The organism is Desulfonema magnum, assembly GCF_017377395.1.
GTDB lineage: Bacteria > Desulfobacterota > Desulfobacteria > Desulfobacterales > 4be13 > Desulfonema_C > Desulfonema_C magnum.
Map to the genome: position 1 here is coordinate 4,132,108 of NZ_CP061800.1, position 14,800 is coordinate 4,146,907.

Annotated in this window: 11 protein-coding genes; 7 read left to right on the plus strand and 4 right to left on the minus strand. The window is 42.9% G+C overall.

Features of this window, described 5'->3' with window-relative positions; translation table 11 throughout:
• Positions 1-292 precede the first annotated feature (292 nt).
• The 4 genes from secD (at position 293) to topA (ending at position 6,611) form a co-directional block, all read left to right on the plus strand.
• Positions 293-1,876 (plus strand): protein translocase subunit SecD, encoded by a 1,584-nt coding sequence (gene secD, locus dnm_RS16025; protein ID WP_207677929.1) that lies wholly within the window; start codon positions 293-295, stop codon positions 1,874-1,876.
• Between the two features lie 78 nt (positions 1,877-1,954).
• The gene (gene secF, locus dnm_RS16030) at positions 1,955-2,995 is read left to right on the plus strand and encodes a protein translocase subunit SecF (RefSeq protein WP_207677930.1); all 1,041 of its coding nucleotides are present in this window, start codon (positions 1,955-1,957) and stop codon (positions 2,993-2,995) included.
• 151 nt (positions 2,996-3,146) lie between these two features.
• Entirely contained in the window at positions 3,147-4,265 is a 1,119-nt protein-coding gene (gene dprA / locus dnm_RS16035) for a DNA-processing protein DprA (RefSeq protein ID WP_207677931.1), read from the plus strand.
• Positions 4,266-4,346: 81 nt separating this feature from the next.
• Positions 4,347-6,611: a type I DNA topoisomerase gene (gene topA / locus dnm_RS16040; protein WP_207677932.1), complete on the plus strand. Its 2,265-nt coding sequence runs from the start codon at positions 4,347-4,349 to the stop codon at positions 6,609-6,611.
• A 149-nt stretch (positions 6,612-6,760) separates the two neighbouring features.
• Here the strand turns inward: topA and dnm_RS16045 are convergent, their stop codons facing one another.
• From dnm_RS16045 to dnm_RS16060, 4 genes are all read right to left on the minus strand, one after another.
• Positions 6,761-7,303: a hypothetical protein gene (locus tag dnm_RS16045; RefSeq protein WP_207677933.1), complete on the minus strand. Its 543-nt coding sequence runs from the start codon at positions 7,301-7,303 to the stop codon at positions 6,761-6,763.
• Between the two features lie 346 nt (positions 7,304-7,649).
• On the minus strand, positions 7,650-8,600 hold the full coding sequence (locus dnm_RS16050; protein ID WP_207677934.1) for a DUF1152 domain-containing protein: 951 nt from the start codon (positions 8,598-8,600) through the stop codon (positions 7,650-7,652).
• 273 nt (positions 8,601-8,873) lie between these two features.
• Positions 8,874-9,164: a TIR domain-containing protein gene (locus dnm_RS16055; RefSeq protein WP_207677935.1), complete on the minus strand. Its 291-nt coding sequence runs from the start codon at positions 9,162-9,164 to the stop codon at positions 8,874-8,876.
• 75 nt (positions 9,165-9,239) lie between these two features.
• Positions 9,240-9,851, minus strand: coding sequence for a hypothetical protein (locus dnm_RS16060; protein WP_207677936.1), 612 nt, complete (start codon positions 9,849-9,851; stop codon positions 9,240-9,242).
• 686 nt (positions 9,852-10,537) lie between these two features.
• Between dnm_RS16060 and pgi the strand changes: the two genes are divergently transcribed.
• From pgi to dnm_RS16075, 3 genes are all read left to right on the plus strand, one after another.
• Positions 10,538-12,160 (plus strand): glucose-6-phosphate isomerase, encoded by a 1,623-nt coding sequence (pgi, locus tag dnm_RS16065; RefSeq protein WP_207677937.1) that lies wholly within the window; start codon positions 10,538-10,540, stop codon positions 12,158-12,160.
• A 62-nt stretch (positions 12,161-12,222) separates the two neighbouring features.
• On the plus strand, positions 12,223-13,065 hold the full coding sequence (locus dnm_RS16070; RefSeq protein ID WP_207677938.1) for a ComEA family DNA-binding protein: 843 nt from the start codon (positions 12,223-12,225) through the stop codon (positions 13,063-13,065).
• 361 nt (positions 13,066-13,426) lie between these two features.
• Complete coding sequence (locus dnm_RS16075) at positions 13,427-14,731, plus strand: M18 family aminopeptidase (RefSeq protein ID WP_207677939.1); 1,305 nt, start codon at positions 13,427-13,429, stop codon at positions 14,729-14,731.
• Positions 14,732-14,800: the final 69 nt, after the last annotated feature.

The window sequence follows — 14,800 nt, forward strand, 5'->3', positions numbered from 1 at the left end:
ATGGCAGCTTTTTGGGTCTGATCTGACCGCATTTTCACCAAAAGCAGCCAATTTTTTTGAACGGACTCTCTTTATCAGGTGTCAGGTTTAAGTGCCGTGAAAAACTGTGAAATTTTCATACCTTGTTGTGATCGGAACATTATAATAGCCAATAACGAATGATGAATATCATTTTATAGAAAATAACCTCCCATATAAAACTTGAAATCATGATGCTGTTGTCAGAATGAGAAACAGGTTTATATGGGAGTTTAAATTTTATAACTGGTATAATTATAAGAGGAACAGATCATTGAAAAATCTTTCACAAAGACTGGTTATTGTCCTTGCGGTTGTTATCGCTGCAATCATTTATATTCTTCCCACGGCAAATCCGAAATTATGGCCCCACAAGAAAATAAATCTCGGGCTTGACCTTCAGGGCGGCATGCATCTTGTTCTTGAAGTGGATACGGAAAAGGCCGTGGAAAGCACCGTGGAAAATATCACCCAGGAAATACGCAGTGTTCTTAAAGAAGAGCATATGGGAAGAAATATTGTCATTGAGCGGGTTGAAAACACCCGGATATCAATCAAAATAAAAAATGGGGATAATATTGATGCCTTTGACAAGGTTTTTGACAGAGAATTCGCAGATCTGCGTATGCTTTCAAGAACTACGGAGAATGACGGCACTGTGAACCTTATGATGGATATTCCTGACAAGGAGACCGAACGGATTAAAAAATCAGCCTCGGAACAGGCCCTTGAAACCATAAGAAACCGAATTGACCAATTCGGTGTGAGTGAGCCTGACATCCGACGTCAGGGCGAAAGGCGAATACTGATACAGCTTCCCGGAGTCAAAGATACCCGGAGAGCCAAAGACCTTATCGGCAAAACCGCCTTGCTGGAGTTCAAACTGCTGGATGAAATAAATGATCCCGCGGAGGCTGAAAAAGGAAAGGTTCCCCGGGGAACCGAACTGCTTTATCAGGTCAAGGAAGACCGGGATACCCGGCGCGTCACAAAAATTCCTTTTCTTGTAAAAAAACGATCTCTTTTAACCGGTGCCTATCTTACGGACGCAAAAGTTGAAATAGACTCTCAGTATAATGAGCCTTATGTTTCCATTAAGTTTGATAAAAAAGGGGCGCGGATTTTTGGAAAAATCACCGAAGAAAATGTGAAAAAACGTCTTGCCATTGTACTGGATAAGAAAGTGTATTCTGCCCCGATGATTCAGGAAAAAATTCCCGGGGGCGAGGCCCGCATCACAGGAAGTTTTTCAGATCAGGAAGCCCGGGATCTTGCCATTGTTCTCCGTGCGGGCGCACTTCCGGCTCCGGTGAACATCCTTGAAGAAAGAACCGTGGGGCCTTCGCTCGGATCAGATTCTATCCGAAAAGGGCTGATGTCCATGTGCGTCGGCTTTGTCCTCGTGATTTTCTTTATGATTATTTATTATAAGCTTTCAGGCGTGATCGCGGACCTTGCGCTGTTCCTTAATATTCTGCTTATTGCCGCGGGTCTGGCCGGTTTCCAGGCGACCCTGACCCTTCCGGGTATTGCAGGCATCATTCTCACCATCGGAATGGCCGTGGACGCCAATGTGCTGATATTTGAACGTGTCCGGGAGGAAATGAACCTTGGCAAAACCCCCCACGCGGCAGTGAATGCGGGTTATGACAGAGCAACCCTCACCATTCTTGATGCCAACGTCACCACCCTTATTGCCGCGCTTGTTCTGTTTCAGTTCGGAACAGGCCCCATCAAAGGCTTTGCAGTCACCCTGAGCCTGGGTGTCATTGCCAGTCTGTTCACGGCTCTTATCATCACACGGCTTGTATTTGATTATTTATTGCTGAAACGAAAGATGAAAACATTAAGTATTTAAAACATTGTGATCTGTTATGCGTCGTCTGTCAGACCAATAAGCAGTTTTATCCATCAGAATTGAGAGGAGTCCATATAGATGCAATTTATAAAACCTGGCATAAACATAGATTTTATAGGTAAAAGAAAAATCGGCTTTTATCTGTCTGTCATAATGATTCTTATTACCATTGCTTCGCTTGTCATTCAAAAGGGGCCCAGATACGGAATTGACTTTGCAGGCGGAACAGTTGTGCAGGTAAAATTTTCTTCCCCTGCAAAGATCAAAGATATCAAATCTGCTCTGAAACGCATAGATATCGGAATATCGTCTGTTCAGTCCTTTGGTGAGGAAAAAGATTATGAATATCTGATTCGGACTGAGGAGGCTGTCACGGGCGAAGGCTTTTCCCAGAAGGTGGAAAAGGCTTTAAAAAATGCAACAGGAAACGGTGCCGAGATTCGCCGGATTGAAATGGTCGGCCCCAAAGTGGGCAAGGACCTGAGAGAAAAAGCATTGAAAGCCATGTTTTATGCGCTGCTTTTCATTACAGTTTATATATCCGGCCGTTTTGAATCAGAATGGGTAAAAAGCGGCATCATGGCAACAGGGCTTATTTTTTGTGTTTATTCTCTCTCAGGCTTTGATGTCAGCATTCCTTTCCTGATTACAGCGGCGCTTGTTATTACCCTCACCCTGTTCTGGTTTCTCAAGCTGAAATACGCCATGGGCGCAATTGTGGCGCTGATTCATGATGTCACGATTACTGTGGGAATATTTTCCATTCTTGATAAGGAATTTTCTCTGGCGATTGTTGCGGCGCTTCTCACCATCATCGGATATTCCTTAAACGATACCATCATTGTGTTTGACCGTATCCGTGAAAACCTGAAAAAATATCATAAAAATCCTTTGGAAATGACGCTGAATAAAAGTATCAATGAGACCCTTAACCGCACGCTGCTGACATCGCTGACAACCCTTATTGTGGTGGTCACGCTTTTCCTGCTGGGTGGCGGAATTATTCATGATTTTGCATTTGCAATGATTATTGGTGTTGCTGTGGGAACATACTCCTCAATATATGTCGCCAGCCCCATATTGCTTACTTGGCAGGCTTATGAAAGACGGAAACAATGATAACAGTGATTTGTGATTTGGAATTTGTGATTTGAAATTCTTGTGATTTGGAATTTGTGATTTGGAACTTGCAATTTGTGATTTGTGGCTTATCCTATTGCTAATAAAAGGACTGCTAATAAATCACAAATCACAAGTCACAAATCACAAAATGAACAAAGCTTTACCATGGTTTGCCCTGAAAAGTGTTCCGGGAATCGGAAATCATTTTTTCAAAAGGCTGTTGGATCGCTTTAAGTTTCCCGCGCATGTTTTTGATGCCTCTTATGAGGAACTCAGCGAAGTGGAAGGAATCACCCATCGTCTGATATCTGCCATTCAGGGACATAAAACGCCGGACTGGGTGAAAAGAGAACTTGATCTTGCAGAACAACAGGGCTATAAAATTGTCACCATGACGGATCCCGAGTATCCGCCCCTTTTGCTTCAACTACCTGATCCGCCGCCTTTTTTATATGTTTACGGAAACCTTGGCAATTCCGCAAAAAGCATTGCTGTTGTGGGATCCAGGAACGCCACGCATTATGGTGTTTCCACAACAATACATTTATGTTCGGAGCTGGCGTCGCTTAAAATCACAGTTGTCAGCGGCATGGCAATGGGAATTGATACCGCTGCCCATGACGGGGCGATCATGGGCAAAGGAAAAACCATCGCTGTCCTGGGAAGCGGTTTGGAGCAGATTTATCCCCGACAAAATCAGAAACTGTTTCATGCGATTGCAGAAAACGGGGCTGTTGTTTCCGAATTTCATCTGAGGGCGGGACCGAAACCGTATCACTTTCCCATAAGAAACAGAATTATCAGCGGAATTTCCATGGGCACCGTTGTGGTGGAAGCCCATCGAAAGAGCGGGGCCCTGATCACAGCACGTTTTGCAGCGGAACAGAACAGGGAAGTGTTTGCTGTGCCGGGAAATATTCATTCATTTAAAAGTATCGGCCCCCATAACCTGATAAAAGACGGGGCCAAACTGGTTTCAAATGTACAGGATATTATAGAAGAAGTTCCGCATCTCATAAAGTCCCACATTGCAAACAAGGATATCAGCCAGAATAAAATATTGGACAGGCTTCCGCCTCTCTCATCAGAAGAGGAACAGGTCTTTGAAGCCCTGGGACCGTATCCGATTCACATAGACGATCTTTCTCGGAAGCTTTCCATGGATTCAGGAAAACTTTCGAGTATATTGTTGCAGCTCGAACTCAGAGGAATTGTGCAACAGGATCCGGGAAAGCTTTTTTCAATAGAAATTAAGAATATGTTTTAGTCAGTTATCAGATGTCAGCGATGAACTGACACCTGACAACTGATACCTGACAACTGATAACTGACAAAAGGATGAGTAGTTGTGAGTAAACCGCTTGTTATTGTAGAATCACCGACAAAAATAAAAACCCTTCAGAAATATCTCGGCAAAGATTACAATGTGGCTGCCACGGTGGGCCACATCAAAGACCTTCCTGCAAAAGAAATGGGAATTGATATCGAAGATCATTTCAAGCCGAAATACAAGACGATTTCCGGCAAGCAGAAGATTATCACATCTTTGAAAAAAGCCGCAGGTGAAGCCACGGACATCTATCTTGCTCCTGACCCGGACAGGGAGGGAGAGGCGATTGCATGGCATGCGGCCGAAATTTTAAAGAAAAAAGAACGCAAATTTCACAGGGTGCTGTTTCATGAACTCACAAAGAAGGCCATTCACGAGGCAATGGCTTCCCCCCAGGAACTTCACCGGAACAAATACGAGGCCCAGCAGGCCCGGAGGATTCTGGACAGACTGGTGGGGTATCAGATTTCCCCGTTGCTGTGGCGCAAGGTGAAAAGAGGACTGAGCGCGGGCCGGGTGCAGTCGGTTGCGGTCCGAATTATCTGTGAAAGGGAGCGGGAGATACATGCGTTTGAGTCAGAGGAATACTGGTCTGTCACTGCGTATCTTGAGGGCGATGTTCCGCCTCCGTTTATGGCAAAGCTGACAAAAAAACAGGGAAAAAAGATTCATATTCCCAATGAAGCCGAAGTCATGAAGATTTTAAATGAGTTGTCCGCGGAAAAATTACTTGTGGAAAAAGTGATTAAAAAGACCACAAAACGAAATCCGCTTCCTCCGTTTATCACGAGCAAACTCCAGCAGGAAGCCATCCGAAAGCTCAGGTTTTCCGCCAAAAAAACCATGATTGTGGCCCAGCAGCTTTATGAGGGAATTGAGATTGAAGGGGGCGAGCCTGTGGGGCTGATCACCTACATGCGTACGGATTCCACCCGAATTGCCCAGGAAGCTGCCGAAGAAGCCCTTGGGCTGATCCGGGAGCGGTTTGGTGAGGAGTATGCCATTCAGAAGCCGAGATTTTTCAAAAATCGCAAAAAAGTTCAGGATGCCCATGAGGCCATACGTCCCACATCGGTTTTTAATACTCCTGAAAAACTCGCGTCCTATCTTTCCAAAGACCAGCTCAGTTTATACACCCTTATCTGGCAGCGGTTTGTCGCGTCCCAGATGAAACAGGCGCTGATTAACAATAATTCTGTAACTGTCAAGGCTGGTTCCTATTTGTTCAACGCAAGCGGTTCCACGATAAAATTTCCCGGTTTTATGGCACTTTATATGTCTTCGGATGAAGAAAATGAGGATAAGTCAAAAATTCTTCCCGAACTTTCCCAGGGCATGGAACTGAAGCTGAACAAATTTGACCCGAAACAGCATTTTACCATGCCAAGACCCAGGTTTTCGGAGGCCTCGTTGGTGAAGGAGCTTGAAGAAAACGGCATTGGCAGACCCAGCACCTATGCGACAATTTTATCCACCATAAGGGAAAAAGGATATGTGGAGTTTGTCAAAGGGTCTTTCAGGCCCACTGAACTGGGGTTTATTGTAAATGATCTGATCGTGGAAAGCTTTCCGGATGTGTTTAATGTTGATTTTACTGCCAAAATGGAGGATGATCTGGATCGTATCGAAGCCGCGGAGGTGGATTCTTTAAAGGTTCTGAACGGGTTTTACACGCCTTTTAAGAAAGAGCTGGATATGGCTTCGGAGACCATGCTGAGTATGAAAGGCGTCGGGTTTGCCACAGATATTGACTGCCCCGAATGCGGTAAAAAGCTTCATGTCAAGGTCGGTAAAAACGGACATTTTCTTGCGTGCAGCGGATATCCGGATTGTAAGTACAGCAACGATTATACCCGGGACGAAAAAGGGCGGATCCGGCCTGTTGAGATATCCCATGAAGAGGTCGGGGATAAGGTTTGTGAAAAATGCGGAAAGCCCATGGTGGTGAAACGTGGGAAATATGGCACGTTTCTTGCCTGTAGCGGCTACCCGGACTGTAAACATACGCAGTCCACAGACTCAAACAACGGGGGACAGGCAACAGGAATCAAGTGTCCGAATGAGGGCTGTGACGGGGAACTGGTTCAGCGAAGATCCAAACGGGGGAAAGTCTTTTATGGTTGCAGCCGTTATCCGGATTGCACTTTTGCCATATGGGACAAACCCGTGGATGAGGCATGTCCGGCCTGCGGCGCGAGCTTTCTGGTTGAAAAGTCTTCCAAAAAGGAAGGGACGTTTCTGGCCTGCCTGAATAAAGACTGCGGGTTTAAGAAAAGTGCATAACATCAGTTAAAAAGCGTATGTCAGACTTGCAAAGTCTTCGACCCTCTTTAACTGCTTGAAAATTTTTGTTCAGACCTTTTAAATATTAAGGGGGAATCCCACCATGTAACAACATTGGCCTCGGATGCCCCCTTTCTTCACACAGAAAATCAGAACCTAAGGCCCATACCTATCGTATAAATGAATCTGCCGTCGGAAAAAGCGTCATCCCACTCATCATAATCTGTTTCAAGCAGGATTTCATACTCCACCATCGTTGTAATAAAAGTTGTGTCGCTGATAAAATATTTCAAACCAACTTCGGGACAGGCAATAAAATCACTGTCTATCTCATCACCGTAGCGGTAACCGAAATTAACCCCGACGAATGCTGTTAACGGCTCCAAAATTCCTTTCAGTCCCAGATCATCCATGTAGCGGTCCGCTGCAATACGGCTTGAGCCAGCCCAGTCGGTCTCACCATCACCACTGTCAGAAAAGCTCAGGCCCTGGCGAAATGCAATCTCAATATTATCCTTGATGAAATAGCCCACACTGGCCTGCATGGAAATTACCGCATTATCAAAATCATTTTCGCTTTCACCGCTTCCGCTGAGGGTGAATGTCCGGTCTTTTGCTTGGAAACTTCCGGCATTGGCAGCCACCGGCAGGATCAGCAGTCCCACCATAATAACCATAATCAATTTTTTCATCTTTTTCTTTCCTCCTTCAGTTAAAAAATATAAAGTTAATATATAATGAGCAAAATTAACAGGTTTGCTCTTGATACCAGGCAGCGTGTTTTTTCAGATATTCAGCGTCATGTCCCTTATGTCTCCTGTGTAGGTATAACACTTATTTTTCACAATGATAATCGGATAATTCTTCGTTGCCATTTTGATATTTTCTTTATCCATATATATGCATAAAAGCAAACTATCATTTTCAGATAATATTTCAAGTCCGGACATGCCAGCATACTTTCAAAATGGATTCAAAGGGTTATATTTTTTATATTCAGGACCGGAACATCACCCTGAAAAGCTTGCTATGCAAATTTTATATTGGGATTGATTCATATTGTTTTACTGAAGTGCTTTTCCTGGCTCTGTCTATGGCATCTGCAACATCACTTACTTCCGCAGAAGTAATTGATTCTTCATAAAATAATTTCATTTTGGCAACATTTTGGGCATCAAAAAACCATAACAACGCTGTCAGCGGAGATATCCAGGGCGGGTTATACTCTGTTTTCGGATGAACAGACACCTTTCCATAAACACCTTCCATTGATGCCAGTATTGTGCTGATGATGATACTTCTTTTTATGGGTTCAGTCTGATGAAAAATATAATTCATTGCTGAAATAAATTCATTCCCTGGTTTTTCAGCTCTGTTTAATACTGATACCCCGATCAGGGCATTTTCTTTCATCAGATCAGATATTCTGTTTAATGCCTGAGCATGTGAAACTTCATTCGCCGCACCTTCCGTGCCAAATGCAGTACAAACATAAATCTTATCTGAAGCATCACACAAACTGGCAGATATTACGGAAATTGAATCCATGGAAGGTGTTCCCAGATCATATTCATCTCCTCTGAAAATACCATCCACGCCCCCGTCAACACAGAATACCGTATCAATATTGAATTTATTTATCAGATAATTATAACTGGTCAAAGTGGGGCGTACTCCCCCGTGTGCAATACACCATACTGATTTGTTAATCCCTTTGCTTTTATACCATTTTGATAAAAGCAGTTCCGGGAAATAATCTGAATTTGGGAGAACAGAAGTGCTGTCTGTTTCTAATAATCTTTTATTATGCCATGTCGCATTTTGAATTTCATTCAGATTTGTAAATGAATAATTTGCGATCAGCACTTCGCAGCCTTGTGACTCCAGTTCAAGAACTATTGGCAGCCCGCAAAGAAAATCATATCCGCCGCCAGCTCCCGCGACAAGAATTCTTTTTTTGTTGTCAATTGTAAAAGGTAAGATACTCAAATGTAATTTCCTTTTTTCGCTGTTTTGCCTAACGAACATGATCAGTGACGACCGGGGGCTGACAAGACGTTTCAGAAAAGATTCGCTCCCGCCACCTCGAGTAAAAAGGGGGTGTTACCCCATACACATCCGGATAAGTCTAAAAGTGTTGACCTTTCAATAAAATTAGCAGGTTATTTGTTTTAATATCAGGGGAATCCTGCCAAAATACAGGTGTAAATAAAATCTGTTTAAATTTCAGAGTGTTAATCTAAAAAGTCAACACTTATAGACTTATGCGTATATTCCAAGGATTCCTTTACCATCATCCCAAGCTTTTTTTATTTCATATTTTACCCAATTCCTGCCCGCCGTCTTTTCACCAATGAGAACAATAGCGACTGATTTTTCCTTTAATTGGTTATCAATCCATTTTTGAATAACCTTATTCCCCCCTCTTTTAATCTGTTCCCAATCATTATCTGAAGCAGGTCTGTTACCTTCAAATACACCCATATTTCTTACTTGCGATGCACGCCAGTTATCCAGTTTGTAGTGAAAACTATAAAATGCTCTTCTTTGCATAATAATTTTCCTTCTGTTTTAAGTTAACTGCCTAATGTTTGAGCTGTGGGGCCACGGCTCTTTATAAGCAAATTATCAGCCATTTTGTCCGCCTGATTTAACATCTTCGATAGTTGGTAAACTTTCTGTCTCAGCATTTCGGACCAATCTGCGGATGTGTTCAACTTCAGAAAAATAGTTATCAATTTGTTCGTGTTCGTCTTTGCCCAATGTATGTGGTCGGTCTAAAAGGCGCCTGTATAGATCATAAAATTCTGATTCGCCATGACGAAAGGCTTTCATTCCATCGGCTACTTTTAAACCTTTGTGAAAACTTAGCGCTAACGCAACATGACCAGAGACAAGAACTATTAGCAATTTGGAATACTCCGGAGTTGATGATGACTCCGGGCTTAATGAAGCAATGATAGGCACCGCCCAAGCTGAAAGAATTGTCCAAATAACACAGTAGTAATGGAATGAGGTATATGTTTCAGCCCGTTTTTTCCAAAAGCCTAATGTTCCTATTAATCGTGAATAATGGTCAGACAAACGTTGTTTGTTTTGCTCACTGAAATGAGGACAACTTTCAAATGATACTCCACCAGGATTTAATTTGACACCAGCAATAATATTCTTGATAGTTGGTATCAATGTAATCAACGCTATGGATAGATAACCCCAAAATATTGTTTTGTATATATCCATAATTCCCCTAATAGTTAACTTAGATTATGCTGAAAAACATCCGCATATGAAGCACATACACTTTTGGTTTTTCCAAGCATAGGAATTGCAATTTTGAGAAATGCTGCCCTCCGTCGGTCCCTTCTGAGAAATTTCACAACCGAAAAAAAATTTTTGTCCTATGCTGACAGTTTTTTACAAAAAGAACGTCCGTAAAACCCAAAGTTGAAAGACTGTATAATTCAATGTTCCCAGTTACCTGATAATTTTGGTTTATTATCCGGGCAGATAACATAAAACCCGCGTGCAATCAAGAGAATAATATCACCAGAGAATTTATTCAAAACGTTAAGAAACATAGCCAACGCCATTAAAATATTTATAAAATTAAAAGGAAAGTCGGTCTGTTAGTCATAAAATTCTATGTAACCTTCTGTGTTTAATAAAAATCAGGAGAAAAAAACTTGATAATCCGAATCTGAAAAATAATTCTTGAATTTTTTGTATCCTTATAATATTAGATATTATCTTCAGCGTCAGAGTTTTTTTGAATGAAAATTGCATTGCTTGTTTTTTAGTGATCTGAGTTATTGTAAAAGTGATTTTTTTTAATTTTGAAACAAAAACAAAAATCTTGTGAAATAAAATCAGCATCTAATTATGATATAATTTATATACATCCGACGACCATAAAAAAGGAGAGCAATATGCCCTGTCAGCCCCTTAGTGATCTTCACATATGGAAAAAGCTGAAGCAACATGCACAGCTTATTGATCAGCCTGAAAAACATTTAAGAAATCTTATCAGGGAAAAAGGGAGGCTGGAAAAATTTTCTTTAAAAGATGCTGGCATATTTTATGATTTTTCCCGCCAGAGAACAGATGAAAAAACTTTGGAACTGCTGCTCGAACTTGCTGAAACAAGAAAACTGAAACATCGGTTCAAAGCCATGGTCAGCGGGGAAAAGATCAACAATACAGAAAACAGGGCCGCCCTTCACACAGCATCGAGAGACTTTTCAAGTCATCCTGTTGTCTCGGATGGCAAAGATGTCATGCCTGAAATCAGAAGGGTGAGAAATGAGATCAGCGCATTTGCGGAAGATATTCACTCAGGAAAAATAACCGGATCAACTGGCAAACGATTTAAAGATGCGGTGGTCATCGGCATCGGCGGTTCATATCTTGGCACAGAATTTGTCTCCGAGGCGTTATATGCTTTTGCTGATAAAGATATTGAAATTCATTATCTTGCAAATGTTGACATTCATAATTTCGGAAAAATTGTATCCCGCACTGACCCTGAAACCACTTTGTGGATTGTTATTTCAAAAAGCTACACCACCGCGGAAACACTGGCAAACACAAAACAGGCTTATGCCTTTATGGAGGAAAAAGGCATTGATCCTGCAAAGCATGTTGTCACCGTCACCAGCAAGGGAAGTCCCGGAGATGATCCCTCAAACCCTGTGCTTGCCTCTTTTCATATGTTTGATTTTATCGGCGGCAGATACAGCGTCACCTCTGCCGTAGGCGGTGTGCCGCTCAGTCTTTTCCTGGGATATGACCGGTTTGAACGCTTTTTAAAAGGCGCGGAAGAAATGGACAATCATGCCAAAAATGCGCCCGCGAGTAAAAATCTTCCCCTCATTGCCGCCCTTATCAGTATCTGGAACAACAATTTTCTGGGGTATCCGGCACAGGCCATTATTCCTTATGCAAGTCCGCTTTGCAAACTAGCCCCCCATGTTCAGCAGCTTTACATGGAGAGCAATGGCAAATTCGTTACAAAGGACGGAGAGTTTTTGGATGAATCCGCGGGCCTTATTATTTTCGGAGAACCCGGCACAAATGCGCAGCATTCCTTTTTTCAGATGGCGCACCAGGGGCGCCCGTTTCCCATTGATTTTATCGGCGTGATCAATCCCCAGTACGAACAATTTCAGTCTGAGTCAAAGGGCGTGACAAATCATCAGGAGCTATGGGCAAATCTGATTTCACAGCCCATGGCCCTCGCTGTGGGAAAAGAAGATACAAACACGGCCAAAGCTTTTCCTGGGAATCGGCCTTCCTCAACCCTCCTCTTAAATGATTTGTCACCAGAGAACATTGGCCGTGTGCTTGCTTTTTATGAAGCAAGAACAGTCTTTGAAGCCTTTGTATGGGACATCAACCCCTTTGATCAGTTTGGCGTGGAACTTGGCAAGACACTTGCTTCCGATATCAGAAAAGAGATGGCAGTAAAAAATAATAACAAAGAACATCATTTTGATGAGATGAATCCGATTGCCAGATTTTATGCGGATACGCTGTTTTCAGGCAGCTTTTAATATATGAATGAAGTCGGTGAAGTTCTTAACCATTTTTTAACCAACCTTAAAGGAGGATTAAAATGAAACTGGTAAAGGGATTTTTCGCACTGATCACCATTATGGTTGTTATGAGTATGGCCGGAACGCCATGGGCCGGGGACATGGAACAGATTGATATCAACAAAGCTTCTGCAAAAGAGCTGACCCAGTTCCAGAAAGCAGGCCCGTCCATTGCCCAGAGAATTGTGGATTATCGGCAGGAAAAAGGAGCTTTTAAAAATCCTGAAGATATCACAAAGGTCAGGGGGATTGGTTCCAAATTTTTTGAGTTAAACAAAGATCGGATTGTCGCTGGACAATCCAAAGAGACCCCTGCTGAAATTAAAAAGGCAGTTCAAATCAAGAAAAAAGCTGTCGAGATTAAAAAGGAAGCAGTCGAAGCCAGGCAGGAAGCAGTTGAGATTAAAAAAGAAGCGGCTGAAATTAAGAAGGATGCAACCGAAGTTAAGGATAAGACATCTGAAATTAAACTTGGAAAAATTGATATCAACAATGCGTCTGCCGAAAAACTGACTCAGTTGCACAGGATAGGTCCCGCAATTGCTAAAAAAATAGTTGAATACCGGCAAAGCAACGGACCGTTCAGAACGCCCGGGGATATTGTAAAAGTAAGCGGCATTGGTCCCAAAACATTTGAATTAAACAAAGACCGGATTGTCACTGGACAGATAGAAGCCATAACTTCTTCGGTAAAAAAAGTTTCTGAAATAAAGACGGTATCCGAAGTCAGTAAAATATCTGAGGTAAAGACGGTATCCGAAACCGAGGGAGAATCCAAAGCCGAAAAGATATCCGCCGAAAAGCAAATTGAAGAAAAAAAACAGGGTAAGAGTGAGCATAAGGGTCAGCACAAGAAAAACTAAAAAAATTTGTCAGTGGATTTATAAAAACAAATCCGTCGGAGGAGTGCCAAACTTACAGTTTGGCATTCTTTCCAAGCTGTGTACAGGACAAAAAGTTGCGGTGCGGGAAGAAACCCGGCTTTTTTCTCCGAATGAGGCACCTTCCGCCCTCGGAAAAAGCCGGGTTTCTTTGCTGAGTTTGGCAGTTATTCTAAGCTGTGTACAGGATAAAAATTGCGGCGCAGGAAGAAACCCGGCTTTTTTCTCCGAATGAGACATCTTTCCCCGTTGGAAAAAGCCGGGTTTCTTTGCTTTGCTGCTCATCTTTTTTGTCCTGTACGCGGAGATCCATGTAACACTATACTTTAAAAGAAAAAAACAAATGCAGGAAATACAATTTAATCAGGGATTGCTGAATTTTTTAAAGCAATCTCCCACGCCGTTTCATGCGGTCACACAAATTTCAAACATACTGGAGAAGGCTGGATTTATCCGCCTGTCCGAATCTGATGCCTGGAACTTGCAAAAAAGGCATCGCTATTTCGTCACCCGAAACGATTCATCTGTTATTGCTTTTACATTGGGGTCATCGAATTTACCCGAGACAGGTATTCGCATGGCAGGTGCCCACACAGACAGCCCCTGCCTCAGAGTCAAGCCTCAACCGGAAATCGTCAACAAAACCTATTTGCAATTAGGCGTCGAAGTCTATGGCGGCGCATTGCTCAACCCCTGGTTTGACCGTGATCTGTCCCTGGCAGGGCGGGTGAGTTATTTATCCAAAGACAAGACTCTCAAAAACGCCATGATTGACTTTGAAGGTCCCATCGCAGTCATTCCGAGTCTGGCAATACATTTCGACAGAGAAGCTAACAAAAAACGGACCATTAACGAACAGACTGATCTTCCTCCGATTTTATTGCAGGTTTCCGATCAGGAAAAACCCAATTTCAGGGAAATCGTATTACAGCAATTAAGAAAACAATATCCGAATATTGACGCAGAATCCGTGCTGGAATATGAACTCAGCTTTTACGATACACAACCCCCGGGTTATGTGGGAATAAACCAGGACTTCATCGCCAGCGCCCGCCTGGATAATCTGCTGAGTTGCTACACGGGCCTGATGAGCCTGACACAAGCGGATAAAAATGCCTCGTGCCTTTTGGTTTGCAATGATCACGAAGAAGTTGGCAGTGTTTCAACATCCGGTGCCCAGGGGCCATTTTTAGAATCCGTGCTGAAACGCGTGTGCCCTTCCCCGGAAGACCTGGGCAGAACCATTGACCGCTCTGTGATGGTTTCAGCGGACAACGCTCACGGGGTGCATCCCAATTATGCCAATAAATTTGACGACAATCACGGCCCTATTTTAAATCAGGGACCTGTCATCAAAATCAATGCCAAACAACGCTATGCGTCCGACAGTCATACAGCAGGGCTATTCCGCTATCTTTGCCAAAAAACTCAGGTTCCGGTACAGACCTTTGTCATGCGGAGCGACATGGCCTGTGGAAGCACCATTGGCCCTATAACGGCCGCTAAAATCGGGATAAAGACTGTGGATGTGGGCGTACCCACATTTGCCATGCACTCTGTCCGTGAACTGGCAGGCGCAAAAGACGGATTTTATCTGTATAAAGTCTTAAAGCTTTTTCTGAGTTCGGAAACAACAAATTCCAAATGACAAATAACAATTTGATCTTGTTGCTCTCGTTCCCACGCTTTTGTTGCTCTCGTTCCCACGCTTTGCGTG